The organism is Paenibacillus sp. FSL R10-2734, from assembly GCF_037963865.1.
In the GTDB taxonomy this organism is placed as follows: Bacteria; Bacillota; Bacilli; order Paenibacillales; family Paenibacillaceae; genus Paenibacillus_AQ.
Genome location: NZ_CP150170.1, coordinates 4,730,196 through 4,749,695 on the forward strand (window position 1 = coordinate 4,730,196; position 19,500 = coordinate 4,749,695).

The 19,500-nt window shown below is 41.7% G+C and carries 17 protein-coding genes and 1 pseudogene; 5 read left to right on the top strand and 13 right to left on the bottom strand.

The window, feature by feature from the left end; all coding sequences use genetic code 11:
* Nucleotides 1-2: 2 nt before the first annotated feature.
* The 4 genes from NSS67_RS20645 to NSS67_RS20660 form a co-directional block, all read right to left on the bottom strand.
* On the bottom strand, nt 3-1,481 hold the full coding sequence (locus tag NSS67_RS20645; protein ID WP_339315465.1) for a Na+/H+ antiporter subunit D: 1,479 nt from the start codon (nt 1,479-1,481) through the stop codon (nt 3-5).
* Nucleotides 1,478-1,813: a Na(+)/H(+) antiporter subunit C gene (locus NSS67_RS20650; RefSeq protein ID WP_076121569.1), complete on the bottom strand. Its 336-nt coding sequence runs from the start codon at nt 1,811-1,813 to the stop codon at nt 1,478-1,480. Before NSS67_RS20650 ends, NSS67_RS20645 begins: the two co-directional genes overlap by 4 nt.
* Complete coding sequence (locus tag NSS67_RS20655; protein ID WP_339320650.1) at nt 1,813-4,677, bottom strand: Na+/H+ antiporter subunit A; 2,865 nt, start codon at nt 4,675-4,677, stop codon at nt 1,813-1,815. Before NSS67_RS20655 ends, NSS67_RS20650 begins: the two co-directional genes overlap by 1 nt.
* 126 nt (nt 4,678-4,803) lie before the next feature.
* Nucleotides 4,804-5,442: a universal stress protein gene (locus tag NSS67_RS20660; RefSeq protein WP_339315467.1), complete on the bottom strand. Its 639-nt coding sequence runs from the start codon at nt 5,440-5,442 to the stop codon at nt 4,804-4,806.
* A 294-nt stretch (nt 5,443-5,736) separates the two neighbouring features.
* On the opposite strand from NSS67_RS20660, the gene NSS67_RS20665 reads away from it, so the two are divergent.
* Both NSS67_RS20665 and NSS67_RS20670 read left to right on the top strand, forming a co-directional pair.
* Complete coding sequence (locus tag NSS67_RS20665) at nt 5,737-6,069, top strand: metalloregulator ArsR/SmtB family transcription factor (RefSeq protein WP_339315468.1); 333 nt, start codon at nt 5,737-5,739, stop codon at nt 6,067-6,069.
* An 18-nt stretch (nt 6,070-6,087) separates the two neighbouring features.
* Nucleotides 6,088-6,621, top strand: coding sequence for an SRPBCC domain-containing protein (locus NSS67_RS20670; RefSeq protein ID WP_339315469.1), 534 nt, complete (start codon nt 6,088-6,090; stop codon nt 6,619-6,621).
* A gap of 73 nt (nt 6,622-6,694) precedes the next feature.
* Here the strand turns inward: NSS67_RS20670 and NSS67_RS20675 are convergent, their stop codons facing one another.
* The 5 genes from NSS67_RS20675 to NSS67_RS20695 are packed head-to-tail and all read right to left on the bottom strand — an operon-like array spanning nt 6,695 to nt 11,350.
* Nucleotides 6,695-7,447, bottom strand: a complete 753-nt coding sequence (locus tag NSS67_RS20675) for an alpha/beta hydrolase-fold protein (protein WP_339315471.1) — start codon at nt 7,445-7,447, stop codon at nt 6,695-6,697.
* A gap of 9 nt (nt 7,448-7,456) precedes the next feature.
* Complete coding sequence (locus NSS67_RS20680; RefSeq protein WP_339315472.1) at nt 7,457-8,257, bottom strand: alpha/beta hydrolase-fold protein; 801 nt, start codon at nt 8,255-8,257, stop codon at nt 7,457-7,459.
* Between the two features lie 19 nt (nt 8,258-8,276).
* On the bottom strand, nt 8,277-9,314 hold the full coding sequence (locus NSS67_RS20685) for an iron ABC transporter permease (RefSeq protein ID WP_339315474.1): 1,038 nt from the start codon (nt 9,312-9,314) through the stop codon (nt 8,277-8,279).
* Entirely contained in the window at nt 9,307-10,323 is a 1,017-nt protein-coding gene (locus NSS67_RS20690) for an iron ABC transporter permease (RefSeq protein WP_339315475.1), read from the bottom strand. Before NSS67_RS20690 ends, NSS67_RS20685 begins: the two co-directional genes overlap by 8 nt.
* Before the next feature lie 13 nt (nt 10,324-10,336).
* The gene (locus NSS67_RS20695) at nt 10,337-11,350 is read right to left on the bottom strand and encodes an ABC transporter substrate-binding protein (protein WP_339315476.1); all 1,014 of its coding nucleotides are present in this window, start codon (nt 11,348-11,350) and stop codon (nt 10,337-10,339) included.
* 210 nt (nt 11,351-11,560) lie between these two features.
* On the opposite strand from NSS67_RS20695, the gene NSS67_RS20700 reads away from it, so the two are divergent.
* Nucleotides 11,561-11,695 (top strand): hypothetical protein, encoded by a 135-nt coding sequence (locus tag NSS67_RS20700; protein ID WP_339315478.1) that lies wholly within the window; start codon nt 11,561-11,563, stop codon nt 11,693-11,695.
* A 640-nt stretch (nt 11,696-12,335) separates the two neighbouring features.
* On the opposite strand, the gene NSS67_RS20705 is transcribed toward NSS67_RS20700, so the two are convergent.
* Entirely contained in the window at nt 12,336-13,937 is a 1,602-nt protein-coding gene (locus NSS67_RS20705; protein WP_339315479.1) for a M56 family metallopeptidase, read from the bottom strand.
* Between the two features lie 239 nt (nt 13,938-14,176).
* On the opposite strand from NSS67_RS20705, the pseudogene NSS67_RS20710 reads away from it, so the two are divergent.
* A pseudogene (locus NSS67_RS20710) lies at nt 14,177-14,527 on the top strand (SDR family oxidoreductase); the annotation flags it as partial.
* Nucleotides 14,528-14,650: 123 nt separating this feature from the next.
* A complete protein-coding gene (locus NSS67_RS20715; RefSeq protein WP_339315480.1) occupies nt 14,651-15,442 on the top strand; it encodes a tyrosine-protein phosphatase in 792 nt (263 codons plus the stop codon).
* Nucleotides 15,443-15,792: 350 nt separating this feature from the next.
* On the opposite strand, the gene NSS67_RS20720 is transcribed toward NSS67_RS20715, so the two are convergent.
* The 3 genes from NSS67_RS20720 to NSS67_RS20730 all read right to left on the bottom strand — a co-directional run bounded on the left by NSS67_RS20720 (nt 15,793) and on the right by NSS67_RS20730 (nt 19,497).
* A complete protein-coding gene (locus tag NSS67_RS20720) occupies nt 15,793-16,518 on the bottom strand; it encodes a sensor domain-containing protein (protein WP_339315481.1) in 726 nt (241 codons plus the stop codon).
* 126 nt (nt 16,519-16,644) lie between these two features.
* Nucleotides 16,645-17,784 carry a toxic anion resistance protein gene (locus NSS67_RS20725; protein WP_339315482.1) on the bottom strand — a complete coding sequence of 380 codons (1,140 nt, stop codon included), beginning with the start codon at nt 17,782-17,784 and terminating at the stop codon, nt 16,645-16,647.
* A gap of 24 nt (nt 17,785-17,808) precedes the next feature.
* Nucleotides 17,809-19,497 (bottom strand): VWA domain-containing protein, encoded by a 1,689-nt coding sequence (locus NSS67_RS20730; RefSeq protein WP_339315483.1) that lies wholly within the window; start codon nt 19,495-19,497, stop codon nt 17,809-17,811.
* Nucleotides 19,498-19,500: the final 3 nt, after the last annotated feature.

Genomic DNA, 19,500 nt, shown 5'->3' on the forward strand with positions numbered 1-19,500 from the left:
ATCTACTCCTTCATGACAGCGTTAATGTATAGTGCTGGATCAGCGAGGACGGCTCCAGCTTGGCTTACATATCCGTTTACTGTTTCAGCACCAACACCCATCAGAATTACAATCGCGAACAGAACAGCTGCCGGTGCCATCATAGCTTTATATTGAAGCGGTTTGACTTGTTCTTCCCTTTTCTCGCCACCCCAGAATACCTGCTGGAATACCTTGATCAAGGAATATAGCACTATGAAGCTGGAGCCAAGTGCAATTAGCGCCAGTGCTACGTCATTCTGTCCAAACCCACTACGTACCATCATCACTTTTCCAGCGAAACCACTAAGTGGTGGAACACCAACCAACGCCAAAGTCAGTACAAAAAACATCCAGCCGGTCCACGGATAGCGTCGGATTAAACCGCCCATTTCTTTTAAGCGGTCAGTGCCCGATGCTGAGATAATCATCCCACCCAGGAAGAATAATAATGCTTTAGCAACCATGTCATGCATTAAATAGAACACCACACCATTTAACGAATCCTGAGTCGCAACAGAGATCCCAAAAGCAATAAATCCAACACTGATGATAATATTATAGTTAAATATTCGGCCCAGATCGTTATAAGCCAATGCACCGATTGCACCAAGTATCATCGTCGCTCCCGCCATCCAAGCAATCAGTGTATGGGTGAGTCCCAGATCTTGAACAAAAATCAATGTAAAGGTACGTATAATTGCATACAATCCCACTTTCGTTAACAATGCCCCAAACAGTGCTCTAACAGCCACAGGTGGTGCGCTATAAGAATCCGGAAGCCAGAAAAAGAGCAACAAACCTGCCTTTATCGAAAATACGATCAGCAGCAGGACCGCAATGACGTTCAAAACACCGCCTTGTCCCGCCTCTGCTACACGCATAGATAGATGCGCCATATTCAGTGTTCCTGTCGCGGCATATAAATAAGCAAGCGTCGCTACGAACAAGGAAGAGGAGATCACGTTAACTAATACATATTTTAAGGTCTCTCTCAGTTGACCTTTGGAGCCTCCAAGTACAATTAAAGCATACGAGGCAACTAACAGCACCTCAAAGCAGACGAATAAGTTAAACAGATCTCCAGTAAGAAAGGAACCAAACACCCCAGTTAACAGAAAATGGAAAAACGGATAGTAATAAAACCGTTCTCTTTCTTCCCCAATGCTAGCGAAGGAAAAAAATAGGCAAGCCGCACCAACAATAGCACCGATTAGTACAAGTAACGCCGCAAACATATCGGCAACAAACACAATGCCATAAGGTGGAAGCCATCCACCCATATATAGGGTCTGGATGCCTTTTGTACTTACCTGGTACACAATGATTCCAGCAACCAAGATATTTAAACATACACTAACGGCACTGATAATACGTTGCAGATCCACTCGTTCTTTTAGAAAAATCAGTATAACTGCCGTAAAGGCCGGAATCAGCAGAGGCAGCACTAGCAAGTTGTTCATTGTCTCTCCTCCTTGGTTCCTTCCACATCATCCGTACCCGTCGAACGGTAAGTCCGATATGCCAAAACAATGAAGAATGCTGTTACTCCAAAACTAATTACTATAGAAGTCAAAATGAGCGCCTGCGGTAACGGATCTACATACGCCTCCGCTTTCTCACCTAGCAAAGGTGGAGCACCTGTCTTGAGACCCGACATCGTCAGTAGCAGTAAATGAACACCATGGGTAATTAAATTAGTACCCAGTAGGATGCGTAGTAAGCTTTTGGAAAGGACTAGATAAACACCTACGGAAAACAATACGCCGATCGCCAAGGCAACAACAAGCTCCATTAGCTATCCCTCCCGATCGTAAATATGATATTCATTGTGACACCAATAACAGCTAGATAAACACCGAGATCAAAGAACATTGCAGTGGTTAGTTCTGTTTTGCCCATAAGTGGCAATTGAAAATATCCAAACGTTTGGCTCAGAAAAGGTACGCCGAATATAAATGAGCCTACCCCGGTAAGAAAAGCAATTGAAATCCCGATCGCGATTAACTTACGATAATTAATAGGTAGCACCTTCTCAACCATGTCCATCCCAAAAGTGATGGCGAGTAGCACCAATCCGGCAGAAGCCATTAAAGCCCCAATAAATCCGCCTCCCGGATTATTATGACCGGCAAAAAACAGATACAGCGAAAATATCAGAATAATAACGAATGCTACCTTAGCTACTGATTGCAGTAACACATCATCACTTCGAGAATAACGAGGCTTATTATAGGGAACAACCCTCTTCAGTTGGGCTGCAGCTCCATCTCCATCCAACTGCAGCTTGATCATGGAATAAATAGCAAGTGAGGCGAGGCCTAGTACTGTTATTTCAAACATGGTATCAAAGCCGCGGAAATCAACGAGCAGAACATTGACCATATTTTTACCGCCACCCAAAGTATAGCTATTCTCCACATAATATTTCGAGATGGATTCGAACGGACTACTACCTAAAGCAGCAAGTGCAACCAATGTCATCGTTACGCCCATCCCGATAGAAATAATTAGTTTAAACACGCGCGAACGAAGTTTAAGCTTCTCTTTTTCCAGCCTAGGCAAATGCCGGAAACATAGCAGGAACAATGTAACAGATACCACTTCAACAATCATCTGCGTAAGCGCCAGATCAGGAGCTCGGAACAGAACAAAGAGCAAAGTAACCATATAACCAACCATTCCTGTTAACAAAATGGCTGTTATTCTGGAACGTACAAATGGGATAGCTAAAGCCCCTAGAAGCAAAACCATTACAGCAATAACTTCAAACAAAGAAAACGGAGTATACTTAGTCGTACCAAGTGTAATTCCCTCTGAATACCACACGACACCACAAATCGTTACGATCAAGAAGGAAAAAATATACATTAAATAATGTCGCATGGAACCTGTCATATAGGAACCAGTCACCCATCTAGACAATTTCTCAACCAGCCGGATTACTCCGTCATAGACTTGATTTAAAGTGTAGCCACTGCCCCATTCTTTATCGACCAGGCTTAAGCGGCCATAGATTCGGTATACGGTAATACCAAGAATCACAACCCCAAGTGTCATCCATACTTCTGGTGTCCAGCCATGCCAGAAATAGATATTCACAACAAAAGGTTCTCCGGTCTGCAAGATTGGGTGAATAGCATTCATTGCAGGAATAATAAGTGTATTAGATAATATATTCGGGAAAAAACCGATAACTATAGACAGCACTGCTAGCAGACACGGGGCAAGCAGAAGTCCAAATGGAGCTTCATGCGGTTTTTTGTCAAGCTTCTCAGGCTGATATTTTCCGAAAAAGGTGTGGAATACCAAAATCATACTGTACGCAAAAGTAAACACGCTGGCAATCCAGGCCAAAACCGGGAAGAGCGTAAACAACGAGGGGATAGAGAATATATCCAAGTTTCGGATATTCAGGACAGCTGTAAAAAACATCTCTTTACTTAAAAATCCCGAAAATGGCGGCAAACCAGCCATGGAGAAACTGCCGATCATCGCTACCGTAAAGGTAACCGGCATAATGGAAATCAGTCCGCCCAGCTTTCGCAGGTCGCGGGTACCCGTCTCATGGTCAACTATACCGACCATCATAAACAAAGAGCCTTTAAAGATGGCATGGTTAATAAGATGAAAGATTGCCGCTGTTGTTGCAGCAGTATAGAAAACAGCTTCTTTCCCTACATAAAATGCCGCTGCCGATCCCATTCCTAGCAATCCCATAATCAGTCCAAGTTGACTAATTGTTGAATAGGCTAATAGAGCCTTCAGGTCCGTCTGCTTCATCGCCTGAATCGAGCCATAAATCAAGGTGATCAAACCGACGCCTGACACAATCCAGAACCACTCATATTGCCCCGCAAAAATAGGGCTGAAACGGGCGACAAGATACAATCCAGCTTTAACCATCGTTGCCGAGTGAAGATATGCGCTGACGGGTGTCGGTGCCTCCATGGCATCCGGCAGCCAGATATGAAAAGGAAACTGAGCTGATTTGGTGAATGCGCCTAACAGAATTAGCATCATCGCTGGAATAAACAACGCATGCCCACTAATATCGCCAACCTCGCTCCAAATTTCCCGAATACTAAAGGTGCCTGTCATCACATACAGCATTAAAAAGCCGGCAAACATCGCTAAACCACCGAATACGGTAATCAACATTGATTTCAGAGCACCATACCGCGATTTTTGCCTCCGATGCCAAAAAGCAATCAACAGAAATGACGAGACACTTGTTAACTCCCAAAAACCATATAGCACCATCAAGTTATCCGAGAGCACAACGCCAAGCATCGCTCCCATAAATAGCATTAGATAAATATAAAAAGGGGTCAACGCTTCTTTTCGTTTGTCCAGATAATAAATAGAATAGATAATTACAAGACTACCCATTCCAGTGATTAACAAAGCAAACAACAAGCTTAATCCATCCAGATGGAAAACCAAATCAATTCCTAGTGAAGGAATCCATGAAACAGTCTCATATCCCAAATCCCCTCCCTTAATAACGGGAATCCGGGTTAAAAAATAAACAAACAATGCGAGTGAACCGGGGAAAACAAGCCATCCTCTATGAAGGTTGGATGCTCTTTTGGTCAAAAGTGCGATTAATAAGGCCATTAGAAACGGAACAAGTATGATTACATGCAGCAAAGGCAGTCCTCCTTTTCCACTTGACTTATCAAGTTGTGAACTTAAGTACTTACTTTTTTACCAAAAGCCAAAGATCATATAATTGGTAGGGCCTTAAATGAAAGGCCCTCATGTAGATAAGGGCACGCCCGATTATAAAGAATCGGTCAATGTGCCATCACAAATATGCAAATATCTAGCCTTACCATCTTCTTGCTCAATTTTGAATAAACCGTTCTCAAATTCTGTGTGTAGTTCGTGAAAGAACTTTCCTCTAAGCGAATACTCTCCCTTGGGTTCATCACTGAGCTGATACTCATTCCCGTTTTTGACCAGGTAGGCGATAACACCTTCCTCATGGGTTTCTTCCAGCCCGGCGCGCATCCGCTGAACGGCCACGACATGCAGATCAATCATTTTCATTTTACCAATGAGTTCATTGATGAAATTGCGTTTTGTAAGCTCCTGCCATCGAGTCTGGGCAGATTGTCCAATGACGATCTGGGTAACCTCATTCGCTTCAGCAACTTCTACAATAATATCTGTTGTTTTTCGGCCTTCACGTTTCCGAATGACAAACTCTGCGCCAGCTTCATCGGCAAGACGTTTCCAGACCGTCATATACATTTCTTTGCTCTGATTATATTCATCATTGTCCGAACTATCGACATTTAATACAAACAATGGCGCCCCTATTATTTCAGACAATTGGACACCACGCCGGATTAAACGTTCCCCATGCGGACCATAATGAACACAAACCATAATTTTTTCATTGTGTATGACCTTCACCCTCCTGTAACATGGCCAAGAAATACAAAAGGAGCCCACTGGCGTTAGGCCCCTTGCGTAATTCTAAAACCCGATAAGTTATACTTAATTATATCTATTCCTATGTTTTTTGTAAAGTTTGATGGTTATCATGGAACATATTTCTATGTGATGCTTGTACTATGCCCTTCTTTTTAAGTTCTCATTCAATGCATGTTTTGAATATTCCTTTACACGAATATTCCCTATGTGATATATTGAAAACACGAACTAAGAACTACGAATGAATTCAATGAATCGAAGTGATACCTGTTTATGAATACTAGTGTTATGAGTGCTTTAGCTGAACCACACCGCATGCAGATCGTTGAACTATTACGTGAGAGTCCCCTAACGGTTGGGGAGATTGCAGAAAGTCTTCAGCTACGGCAGCCTCAAGCTTCCAAGCATCTGCACGTCCTTAGTGAAGCAGGCTTAATTGAAGTTCAAGCTGTTGCTAACCGGCGCATTTGCAAGCTCCGCCCTGATCCATTTAAGGAATTAGACGTTTGGTTAGAATCCTACCGCCATTTGTGGGAGGAACGATACGATCGGCTGGATGATTATTTGCTAGAACTGCAAAGCAAGGAATTAGATAAGGAAAAGTAAACGAGGAGGATCTATCCAATGACAAATTCTAACCAAACCAACCAACTAGTATCCAAAATTGAAGGCAGCACTCTAATACTAGAGCGTATTTTTAAAGCTCCACGTGAGCTAGTTTTCAAAGCTTTTTCTGAGTCTGAGCATTTGAAGCATTGGTGGGGGCCAAAAGGTTGGACGCTTCCCGTATGCCATGTCGATTTCCGTCCAGGAGGAACTTGGCATTATTGCATGAAGTGCGAGGATAAGAGTCAGGGCGATTTCTACGGTATGGAGTCTTGGGGTAAGGCGCTTTATCGGGAAATTTCGATTCCAGAGCAAATTATTTACACGGACGGGTTCTCAGATGCAGAAGGTAATATTTCAAAAGATCTGCCCGAGACACTAGTCCAACTAGATTTTATCGAGCTGGATGGTCAAACGAAGCTGGTTAACACCGGTAAATACGCTTCCCCAGAAGCGTTACAACAAGTGATTGATATGGGGATGCTACCGGGTATTGCCCAAACCTTTGATAATCTGGACGTACATCTTGAGAATTTACAGAAGAGCAACTAGAGAAAGCATGAACAAACACTATAAGTAAAAAATAGGACGATGCAAGGATACTCTGTCCTGCTCGTCCTTTTATTTATTTTGCGGGAAATAAGAACCTGATACTATTCGGAAAATATTGCAGAAAAAACGTATCGTTATGCGTACCCAGTGGATCTGTCTCAAACTTCAAATGCTGATCAGCCCCACCCATCTTCTCTTTTAAAATATCACAAGCACGTTTGCTATTAGGCACCATGTCCTTCTGTTCATTTGTCTTGTGGATACCTTCCTGTTCACCTACATACATGTAAACTCTGTACTCCCTATCTAGCCTTGAATTCTCCATGTAATGTATAAAATCTTTAAACCAAACAGACGCAGATATGAATATAAAATTTTCAAAAATAGGCTCACTCTTATACATCGCGTACAGACTTATTAATCCACCTAGTGAGACACCACCCAAAGCTAATTTCTTCGGCTCGTGGGAGATGCGAAATGAACTTTTCATATATGGAACCAGCTCATTATATACGTAATCCAAATAGTCGTCCCCTTTGCCCCCAAAGGACCAATCCTTAAAAAGAGCAGGCATTTCCCAAGGTGTATACTCATCATTCCGCAGCTGAGAATCAATCCCGACAAAAATAACCGGCTCTGTGATCCCCTCCTCCACATCTCTTTCTATATCAGCTATCGCTTCTTTAAACAAGAAATCGCCATCCTGTAAGAAAACCGCTGAGAAGCTTCGTTCAGTAAACAATTGATAAGCTTTAGGGAGATACACGGTAATTTGTCGCCCCATATGCTCGAAAGTTGTAAGTTCCCCTGACATCATTTTCATCATACCCCCTCCTTAACGGTTCAACATACGGAACGCTCTGCTCATGATGGTCGGCACTACTGAAGCGTGATTTTCATCTGGTGCCACGTAATGCTCAATCCGTAAATTAGGCAAAGCATACTCACTTAATTTTGAAAATAATACTTTAGCATCATCGACCATAGACGCCTCTTCACTACCCACTGTAATCATTAGCTTTCGTTCCTCGGTCAATATCGTTTGACCCTTGTTATAGAACTGATCCGCATACGTCATGATTTCATGGTCATTCCACCATATCGAAGGGCTAGAGGCTAAATAATACTGGAATAGGTCCGCACGAGTAAATAGCGTCCAGAGGACAAACAACCCACTTAAGGAGTGACCAAACAAAACTTGCTTCTGCTGATCCACCTTATATTTTTTATAGACTAGTGGCATTAATTCCAACTTTAAAAAAAATAGGAACTTTTCAGCACCACCATGTGGTCCTATGTCAGCATTTTTCAATCGATCCGGATATACATACTGCTCTGCAGGAGGCGTGAAATCATAAAACCTTCTTTTAGAAACCTCTTCATCTGTCCCATGATGGCCAATGCCAATCACGATTGCTGGTGCAATAAACGTTTTTGGAGCATTTCTTGACTGCAATTTCACGACATCCCGGCCCAATTGAAAGTATGAATTCCCATCGAGCATATAATAAACGGGAAAGCCATTTCCGGGTGCTTCTTCTCTAGGAAGAGAAATCTTTATATCATACGTATATCCCATAAGCTGAGATTCTAGCTTCCATGATTCTGTGTGTTCGATCTCTACTTGTGTTGACATTTTTTCTGTTCACTCTCCCCTACACTCTTGACTTGGCTAATAAGTATAAGAAATAAGGAATACCAATAATCGAAACAACTATGCCCACGGGTAACTCTGCTGGTTGAAACAATGTTTTGGCAAAATAATCTGAGATCACAAGCAAGAACATCCCAACCACTGCACTAGACAACATAATATAACGATGATTAATGCCGACTAGCCTTTTGGCTATGTGGGGAGCCATCAATCCTATAAAACCTATAGAACCGGATACAGATACACAAACACTTACGATGCCCACACTGCATAACAGAAAGATCAGCTTCTCTTTTTCAACGGAGATCCCTAAGCTTTTTGTACTGGAATCCTCCAATTGAAAATAATTGAGCAGATAGCTTTTTTGATACATCACAAACCCTAAAATAAGTACCCAAGGTGCGGTCATGATGATATACGTCCAATTCGCGCTGTAAATACTTCCGACACTCCAAACCGCGGCCATCTCATAATCACTTGCATTCATTTTTAGAGAAAGATACAAGGACAACGCCCCGAAACCACTGCTTATCGCGATCCCCGTCAAAATCAATCGTTGCATATCAAGTGCACCGTTCCGCCATGAGAAAATAAAGATAATCACTACAGCGGCAAGCCCACCCACGAATCCAAAGAGTGGCATGGCTAATATCGAGAACCAGCTTTCATTAAAAAAAGTAACCCCCGACATCTGAAAGAAAAACATAAATGCCACGATGGCTGCTCCAGCGCCTGCATTAATTCCGAGGATACCTGGATCAGCCAGACCGTTTCGGGTAATTCCTTGAATGACCGTTCCAGCTATCCCCAGACCTATTCCAACTAATGAGGCAATAATGATCCGTGGCAGTCGAAACTGAAAAATAACCAAATCAAATTTAGGATTAGGATCTATTCGCAGCAGCGTTTTTATCACATCCATTACCGACATACCAAAAACGCCATTGGTAAGATGAAAATAGCCCGCCACAAGTGTTAACAGGATAAAAGCTAGTAGCGTCAATATATAGCGACTAAACTGTATTTTGCCTCTATCCACGTTGTTCTCCCCCTTTAACCCGAATTAAATAAAGGAAGAACGGGATTCCAATAAAGGCTGTCACAACGCCAATTGGCGTCTCAAACGGAAAGTTGATATACCTGCTTAAGACATCACATAATGCTAAAAAAACAGCCCCAATGACTGCCGAACAAGGAATGATGAAGCGATAATCGATCCCAACAATAAAACGTGTAATATGCGGAATGATGAGACCCACAAAGGCTATCTTACCGACTAAAGCTACTGCTGTTCCGGTCAGACATACCACAGATAAAATACTGACCACTTTCACCCATTTTGTTCGTTGACCCAAGCTAATCGCCGTTTCATCCCCTAAGGAAGCTACCATGACAGATTTAGAAATACTAAGCGCCAAGAGCAGACCAACGATTATAAAAGGAATGGACAATATTAGCATATCTGGATTTACGGTATGTATTTTCGAACTATACCAAACGCTAACATTTTGTGAAACTTGAAAAAACATCGCTACTGCTGAGGCAATACTACTTAAAAATGTACCGATTACAGTACCAAGAATGGCTAGCCTGACTGGAGATAGGCCGTTTTTGACCAATGAGCCAAATCCGAAAACCAAACCCGCTCCGATTGCTGAACCCACCATAGATAAAAGAATCATATGAACATTCGATAATCCAGGATAAAACACCATAGCCAACGTAATAACAAATGCCGATCCGTCATTTACTCCCATAATCGATGGTGATGCAAGATAATTACGTGTAACGCCTTGCATTAACGCCCCTGATACTGCCAGAGCTGCTCCAACCAATAAAGCGGCGATTACACGGGGCAATCTAGAAGTCATAATAATGTTGTGGTCAACATCATTCGCATCGAAGTGTGTAATCGCCTGCCATATTGTTTCTATTCCAATATCCTTAACACCATATAAGACGGATACAACAATGGCTAATACGATGAATAATGGAGAAGTCGAGAGGATCAATATAACTTTCCAATTTTTTATATTCATCTTATTCATCGCACCTTCTGTTTTACTTCAACAGGTTTTCAATTGCAGCGTCCAAGAATCTTACTTTCGACCAAGCGGTTCCACCTTGCGCCAACGGATCAATTGCATTTACAAACATATGATTATTTTTGGCAGCATTTACGCTTTTGAAGATCGGATTCTTGAGTATATCATCAAGTGCTGTTGCATTATCAGTATTCTCACTGGTCTCAAACTGTAAGAAAATATAGTCCGGATTAATTTCCGCTAAAGCTTCTAGTGAAAGCTCTGCTTGAGCTTTAGTAGTTGTTATCACTTCGGGAATGGTAGCACCTAAATCTTCGTAAATAACCGGATTCAGATAAACACCCGCTGGATACACACACATACTACCCTCACGAATACGAATAACTAAGACCGATTGATCTTTCAGCTTTTCTCCAACTTCTGCTTTTGCGCTAGCAGCTTTTGTTTCATAATCGCTAATAATCTTTTCCGCTTCTGAGGTTTTACCAGATAATTGACCTAATAAGAGCAGATTATCTTTCCAATTCGTTGAGATATGTGAATAAGGAATCATCGTTTGAATTTTATTAAGCGCACCCGACACATCTTCACCAAACTTGGAAGACCCTAAAATAACATCGGGATCTAGCTGCAATATAGCCTCATTACTTGGAGCAAATTTATCCCCCACTAAAGCTGCACCGGCTAATTCAGTCGACAGATAACCTGGAATGGCATTCGCTATAGCAAGAACGCCTACAGGTTTCACTCCTAGAATTGCAGCGTCTTCCATAGATTCAAGACTTGTAGCAACGATATTATGAACCTCTGCAGGTACCACATAATCCTTACCTAAATATGTAATGGTTTGTTCAGTGGCAACTGCCTCCTGAGCCGCATTTCCTTTGTTATTTGCATTTCCCTCTGCTGCTACTACTGCATTATTTGCACTTTTTGAAGCTGGGTTATCCTTTTCATTGTTACCGCAAGCCGCCAAACTCAAAGCTAAAACCGCTGATACCCCTGCTAATACATATTTTTTTTGATTCATTTTTTCTCTCCCTATCTATATTTTATTTATCATTCTTTTAAACAAAGAAATGATAATGAGAATCGTTATCATATTAAATCAATTGAGAATAATTATCAATACTTTTCTTTAAATAGTTGAAATTTTGTAAATTGTCAGATCAGTATAAAGGGAGAAATTTCCGCAGGTGACGTAATTTTTAAAAAAGAAAATGGAGCTGGCGGTGCATCCGTGTCGCATGTACTGCATCTAATGCAGGTTGGTCTTCAAGAGGTGTACGCTCTAGCAGAGCTTGTCGAGCTAGATCCACTCTCTGTCGTAGTTCGGAATAAGTTTATTAAACAGTTGGGTCTGCCAATGGCCTAGACTCTACCGTCCTATTAAGAACACCGAAGGCGTTTATGCTTGCTATAATAGAATTTTTAAAATTTCTAGATTGCGGAGAAATGTGAAATGAATTCAAGGGATGGGCCTATATTCAACTTGTGGCCATGGGGAGCCCTGTTTTTAATTAAGCACACGCCTCTTTGGGATGACGGACCGAGCGAACCTTATATCCTTCGATATGCATGTTTTAGTCGAGCTTACAGACAAATGTATGCTAAAAACCGGATACAATGTGCCAACGGTAACGTAAACGAGCCAAATGTATGCGAAAAACCGAATACAATGTGCCGACAGTAACGTAAATAAGCCAAATGTATGTGAAAAACCGAATACAATTTGCCGACGGTAACGTAAATAAGCCAAATGTATGTGAAAATCCGAATACAATGTGCCGGCAGTAACGTAAAGGAGCCAAATGTATGCGAAAATCCGAATACAATGTGCCGACGGTAACGTAAAGGAGCCAAATGTATGCGAAAATCCGAATATAATGTGCCGACGGTAACGTAAATAAGCCAGCGCCGATACACATGCTGAAGAACATGCAGAAGAACCCGTACCAAATGCGGGTTCTTCTGCGCTATAAATATAAGCTCAACTTTTTTCATCAGTGGATATATCACGGCACATATCTCTCAGTGATACTGGTGACATATCCGTCTCTTGTAGTTATCACACACGGTGGTACAAAATCAGTATATCGCTTAAAATATTCAATAAACTCCTGCTTGCTTACCTCTTTGTTAGTGCCCGCATTAAGATCCACTATGGAATATTTCGTATCATCTGTAACCTCTAGGGGATCGGTATACGTATATTTGTTGAGAATATAAAATCCATTGGGCGTATCATCGTCTGGGTTAATGTTCAACCCCTTAAAACGAGCGGAATCCTCCATCGTTAGCCATTCAATGTTATCGAAATCAAAGGAATGATTCTCCAAATTAAGATTTAAAACATATCCATTTAATGTACTCTCAGGAGTGATCGCAAAATCATCAGCTGTAGCCTCATTGTCCACCACAAGCTGATCCAGCTTCACATGTTTACCCATTCCAATATCATTGCTTATATAATTCATAGCGACCTGTAAAGGATCAAGAAGCGCTGGCTCCTCCCCCTGATCAGCCAACGACTGCAGACGGGCATAATATTCAGCTATCGTAACATCGGTTTGGGGGGTATGGTAATATTCATGTCCATTCTTATCCTTCCAGCGTTCCACACACCAAATGCCTGAATCGCCTTGAACAACAGGCTGGGATAACAACAATTGGCTTGTTTCGCCAGTCGTTAGGGGGAACTTCACTAGAATATGCTTCCCACTATAAGTTTCATGCGGAAGGTGATGGTTTGCTTCAAGAAACACACGCACTGCCATTTCTTGACCTGCTAATGTGGTTATATCATTCTCTCCACTCCTGATTACGCCTAGATACTGAGGTAATGAATTACTAATGGAAAATAGAAGGATTGGTTTTCCCATGCTTCCTTCTTCGGTAATAAACCCATCGACCACATTTTCCATCATCGTTAGCTTAGTTGGATCATCCGGTTTGAAGCGATACTCAAGGCTCCAAATTTCCAAAGGTGTGGCAAGCAGATCGTCGAATGACGCTATTTTTTCAAGCTTAGTAATTTGACTGTCAATTATTTCAATATTCATGTTGTTCTTATAACTCGCAATGTTCTGCTCCATAAATTGCTCGGCATAATCCTTTACGGTTAATGAGTTATTTCTCGGATTGCTTAGGAGCCCCACACTCAGTGCTGCTACAGCAATGAGTGTGACTAGAACAACCCAAAAGGTTGGCTTTTTGTAATTCAAAATATTCTTAATTCGCCCTTTCGTATTGCTCTCTCCAAAGGCAAGTGGTGAACCGCCAATAAATCGACTTCCAGTAGATAATGACAAAAGTGAGGTCGAATATTCCTTTTTGATGCCACTGCCCATCTGTCTTATGACGCTTTCGTCACAGGACTTCTCCATATCATCACTCATCAGATAAAAAGCAAGCCAAACCACTGGATTAAACCAATGTATACACAGAACCGCAGACGCGAGGGGTTTTATGATGTGATCGTACCTGTGAATATGCACTTGCTCGTGTTTGACTATATAAGCTTTTTCATGATCGGAAAGACCGTTTGGAAGGTAAATTCTAGGCTTATGTAAGCCGAATACAAAAAGGTGTGGAGATGCTGTAATGCTCATATACATTTTCGAAGAGAGGCGTTGCGGCTCTTAAGTTTCGTGAAAGTCGAACAGTGGCAATAATGCTGTAGATGAACAGCAGCGCAATCCCGATCAACCATATATATTGGCCTATGTTAATCCATGATTCTGAAGAATTTGCAGGGGTTATACCAACAGGGATAGTAGGGGTTGCGGGTACAGGTAGATTTGATATATTATTTACGGCTTGGTCAGATGTATTTATTACATTTTGGATTTGGGGGACAGGCTCTATTGTTCTGATGTCTGGCGCATTCGGCCAACGTCCACTTGCAGATGGTGCCTCCTATGCGGCTTGTAACGGCGCGATCGAGAGTCTGGGCAAGGCTTTAGCTGTTGAATTAGCTCCGATTCGGGTAAATGTCATTTCTCCAGGAACCATTCATACCAGCTTTAATTGGGAAGGTGCAGAGCAGGATACTAGAGATAATTCGTACGACGAATATACGAATATGAATATCCTTGGCAGGGTCGGTCATGCCGACGAAGCAGCACATACTACCATTTATTTGATGACCAATAAGTATACTACTGGAAGCACCCTATTTCCGGATGGGGGTTACATATTGCGATGAAGGTTCGAGACGTAGACTCAAACATGATACTATAGCTTATATGGCAAACCCTTATTGTAAATGCGACACCCTTTCTACATTTTAGAATAGCCTATTCAATAACCAACCAAAGGTGGTACGAAAATGAATCAGAAACTAGAAGCAACTGATGCTAAGCGTCGTGTTCTCCCCTTCAAAGGCGTCCTCAATTTTCGAGATATGGGCGGATACACAACCTTAGATGGCCGTAGAGTCAAATACGGTTTGTTTTTTCGATCAGCCGAATTAACAGGAATGACCGAGCAAGATATGAAACTCTTTAAATCACTTGGAATTAAGACCATATTTGATTATCGAGGTGTAGAAGAAGTTCGTTTGAAGCCAGATCCTGTCATTCCAGGAGTCAAAAACATTTGTGTGCCTGCTCTAAAGCAAGAGGTTCCTGGAGACATGCGAGATGTGGTTCGTTCTGGATTTCTTGAACATTTTACGACAGACTTCCTAGTTAATATGTATTTGGATATGGCCTTTAACAACCCTTCCTTTAAGCGACTTATGGCAACAATCATGCTTCCAGATGAATTTAGTATCCTGCATCATTGTGCCGGTGGAAGAGATCGCACTGGTGTTGGATCAGCGTTCATCTTCCTTGCCCTTGGAGTTCCGAAAGAGACGATTATAGAAGACTATCTGCTCTCCAATCAGACACTCGGTCCCATGAATGAACTTATAAAAAAGCAAGCCTCACAACATCTATCACCTACAGAAGTGGATACTGTTATGGCTGCTCTTGTATTACGCCGAGAATTCATAGAAGCTATCTTCTCAGCCATCGATGAGCGTTATGGCAGCGTAGAGACTTTTCTCGAACAGGAATTCGGCATGACTGCTGACAAGCGCACGCAGTTGCAAGCTTATTGTCTGGAAGCAATATAATTCGTGCGACTACACCCCATTTAATTGTATTTCGTACAACTATAATTCATCTAATCAATCTACAAATAGATATAGTTGTATTTCGTACATCTATTCTCTGAATTTAATCTACTATAAGTGGATTCTCTTATTTTTAGTTGTAGAAAGTACAATTATAGTTAGTATTAATCTTTTGCATAACGAAATAGTTGTATTGAATACACTTATCTCAAAGTTCGCACCCAAGCATGCCACCTCGCAAATCAAAAACACCAGGCGGTGATTCTCCACTACCCGAAGAATCGCTACCTGGTGCTTTTTAGCATTTCAAATTCTAGAAATAGACTACTTAGTGCTACGCTTTTTTCACTTTAATACTGACGTTCTTCTTCGTAGGATACAAACAACATTCTACGCTGTACATCCATCAACGACTTAATCACCCAAGTTGCGATCGCGGCAACGACGAGTCCCGCTACAACATAAGAAATATATTGCTGAGATAATGTCCAGTCGATATTAAATAAGGCAAACACACTGTTCTCCAAAATGTTCAAATCCATCGTTTGCAGGAAAATCTGATGTAGCACAGGTAGTGTAATCAGACCCAACGCAGCCGCTACCACGGTTATCGTTAGTGAAAAGAAGATAATGCTTGATACGAATCGTCCCATAATTAACATGATGTTACGTGCAAACTTCGCACCATCAAAACCTAACTTCATCCGTTGCAGGAACCCTGCTCCCTCCACTTGCATATCCGATCCACGTTGTTCATTAGGTCTAGGAATATCAAGCAATGATCTTACTAGCTCTTGCTCAAATTTCACAATGTAATCCAATCCTTTGGCTACTGCAAAAAATAAGGGAATACCGATGAAAATAGGTGTTAACCCAATGGATAACGCTAGCCCTGTCACCATAAACACAAAATATACGATGGTGATCGGTAAAGAGATAATAAAATACAACATATTCCGATATGTTTTAGGACTTGATCGACGTTTGCGGGGTTTAGATTGTGACTTTGATTCTAAAGGAATCTGCATGGAATCAACCGCTCCGATCGGCATTGTATAAAGCTTACTGTTGTTCATTTCTGTTGTCCTTCCTCTCACGTTTTCAATTAATTTCATTATACGTGGGAAAGAGAAGGCACAAAACAGTCTTAGGACCGGAGTCTTACCAGACTAAAGGCTAGGATGGATTTAGACGGACAATTGCTACAACCCCAGCTTATTCCCCTTCTCCAGGCGTACAATCTGCTGTTCACCGCTATCAGCAAGCTCTCTGAACTGGTTAATGGTTTCACGCATTTTAGGGAGTGCTTCCTGCTTATACGTACTAATCGAATCTAAAGCCGATAATACATCTGTGAATGCCTGTTTTAATGTATCTACTGAAATACTAGATTCTAAGGATTGCTTATGGATCGCTGCCCCCTGATCCTTCAGCATTTTTGAGGTGCCGCTTATTAGCGTGTTGGTCGTTTGATTTAGGAGTTCAATCTTTTTCAAAACGATTCGTTGATTGTAGAGAGCACTGGCCACCGTAACGGAGATTTTCAAGGCAGAAACCGTAACATTTCTAGCTCTGTCCACCCCTCTGATTAGCTCTTTATTATTTCGTATGACCACTTCAATCGCCATAATTCCCTGCTGATTCACTACCAGCATCTGTTGCAGATCCATCACACGCTGCCGCAGAGGAAACAATACCTCCTCCGTTATGAATTTCACTCTTTCTTCGGACTCATTACGTAGCTTGGCTGCCTCAAGTTGGGCCTCAATCTCCTGATCCATCAGCATACCGAGCTGAATCTCCTTCTGTAGTTTTTTAGTGAGCTCTCTAAGCGATTGCTGCTCGAACTCTAACGTAGTGTTATCGTTTTTCAATACGGTTTTGCCTTTATCTAAAGAAATAATAATGTCCGAGATTACGGCATCCGCTTTTTGATACTTCGCAAAATAACTCCGCAATGGATTAAAGAACTTTCCTAGAAGACCTGTTTTGGCAAAATCCACTGCGCTTGGGTCTAGATCTTTCAACTGAAGGTTCAGTTCCGTTAACCCCTTAGCTACTTGCCCACCTTCATCCCCTGTTTTCGATAAATTCCCTACAGAAACTTGCAAAAGAGAGTTCTTGTCTGAAGACGATCTCATAGTGCTCATCCCGAAGCTGTCGATGGATTGCAGCACTTCTTTTCGCTTCTCCAAGGATTCTAAATCCAGCTCCAAGATCGTCGAGACATTAGTTATCGCCATTTCCTTCAGTTGGGTTACTTCCTCTGGCTCAGGTTTAACCTGCTCTTCAATCGCTGATTTCAATTTCTCCGGACTTACTACTTCCATCGTAAAAGACATAGAACCCCTCCTATCAAGTTTAGCTTACATTTGGACATTGAGCAGATTACCGATTTTATAGACTACGTCGTCTGTATCCGCATTGATGTTAGCTGCTTCATTAATACTTGAAATGCTCTCCAGTGCTTTAATATTCGCGTTGTAGCCAATGGTGTAAATCGGAATTTTATAGGTTTCAATTAAGCCTCTGATATCATTTAGTGAATGACCTTCATTCGTCTCCCCATCACTCAATACAAAGATCAAAGGTTTTATTTCTGGGTTAATCTTCATTTCCTCTTGAAGCATTTTGAGTGCCACCACAATTCCATCAAAAGTCGCTGTCCCCCCATTCGCCTGAAGACTATCTATCGCGCCAACAAACATCGACTGCTGATTCGTGTCATACTTACCAATAGGAAGGTTTATCGTAACGTTGTCGGAGTAGGAAACAAAACCAATACTATTATCCTTGCCTAAGTACTTCTGTCCCGTTAATAATGATTGCTTTAAGCGATTTAAAGGCTCCCCGTTCATGCTACCTGAGACATCAGCTACAAATACTGCCGCAATGGGTTTATTACCGTTTTTCTTCTCCTTCCACAGCTTTTGTGCCGAGGTTAAAAGACTGCCATCTACTGGATTAACCTCCGATTGATAATCACCTAGTCCATTAAAACCTTTTTCCTCACCCAAACGCTGATATTTATCCTGTTCAACAAACTCCGCAAATTTCTTAATAATATCCACTTTCTCTTGTGGGAGATCACCTAATGCGTAAAGGGGGCTGTCATGCCTTACACCAAAAGGAGTAAATACATAGCTCCCCTTCAGCTCTGGAGCATTTGCGAAAATTTGGTACTCTAAAACAAAAGCATCCAGCTTCCCAGTTTTAGCCGCATCACGCATTTGTAAAGTCGTCGACGCGATAAAGGGTACATTCGCTTGGAATTTCTCAAAGCCCTGAACCGCTTGTTCTCCAAGTAAATCTGAGCTATCAAACGTCCCAAGTGCAGTCACAAGAAAGTTCAGACCTGTTGAGCTGGCAAAAGGATCTGTATAGCCCATAGATAATTCATTATTCGCTATCGCATCTGTAATCGTCTTGACGTTTAAAGAACCGTACTTCTCTACTAACTCATCATATTTCGTTTTATTCGTGACAATACCAGCTACATTACCAATTAGACGATTGGTTATAAGCTGCGTGTTTATTCCGTTCGCTTTAACCATCTCGCCCCATAACTCATTGGAGGGTGTAAACGCATCTGGTATATATTTTCCAGACCTTATGTAATCCGTCGCTGTACCTGAAGCAATATTACGAATCTTAACTGAAGCAGGGATTCCATTCACCTCTATATTGGAATTATTGAAATCTGTGGCCACTTCGTTCAACCATCCATCATTACCCGTTCCAGATTTCTCTGTGGATGAAAATATTTCAACAAAGCTATCCGTTGTATTGGTCACTGATATAGGAAATTTTGAAATATCCGGCAAGGAATCCCCAATGGCCACAGGATCAAGGTCGATTTGTCCTTTGACCTGCTCCGCGGTGTTTACATTAATTTTTTTATAGAGTTTATCCAGTTGTTTACCTGCATCTTCTGATGAGACCTCACTAGTGGTTTTGCCTAAATTAGATGTTAAGGTGATTCCAAAATAAACAAGAGCAAAAACGACCACGGTTATAATTCCGAGTACTAAAAATGTTCTCCCTTTCCTAGCCATTCG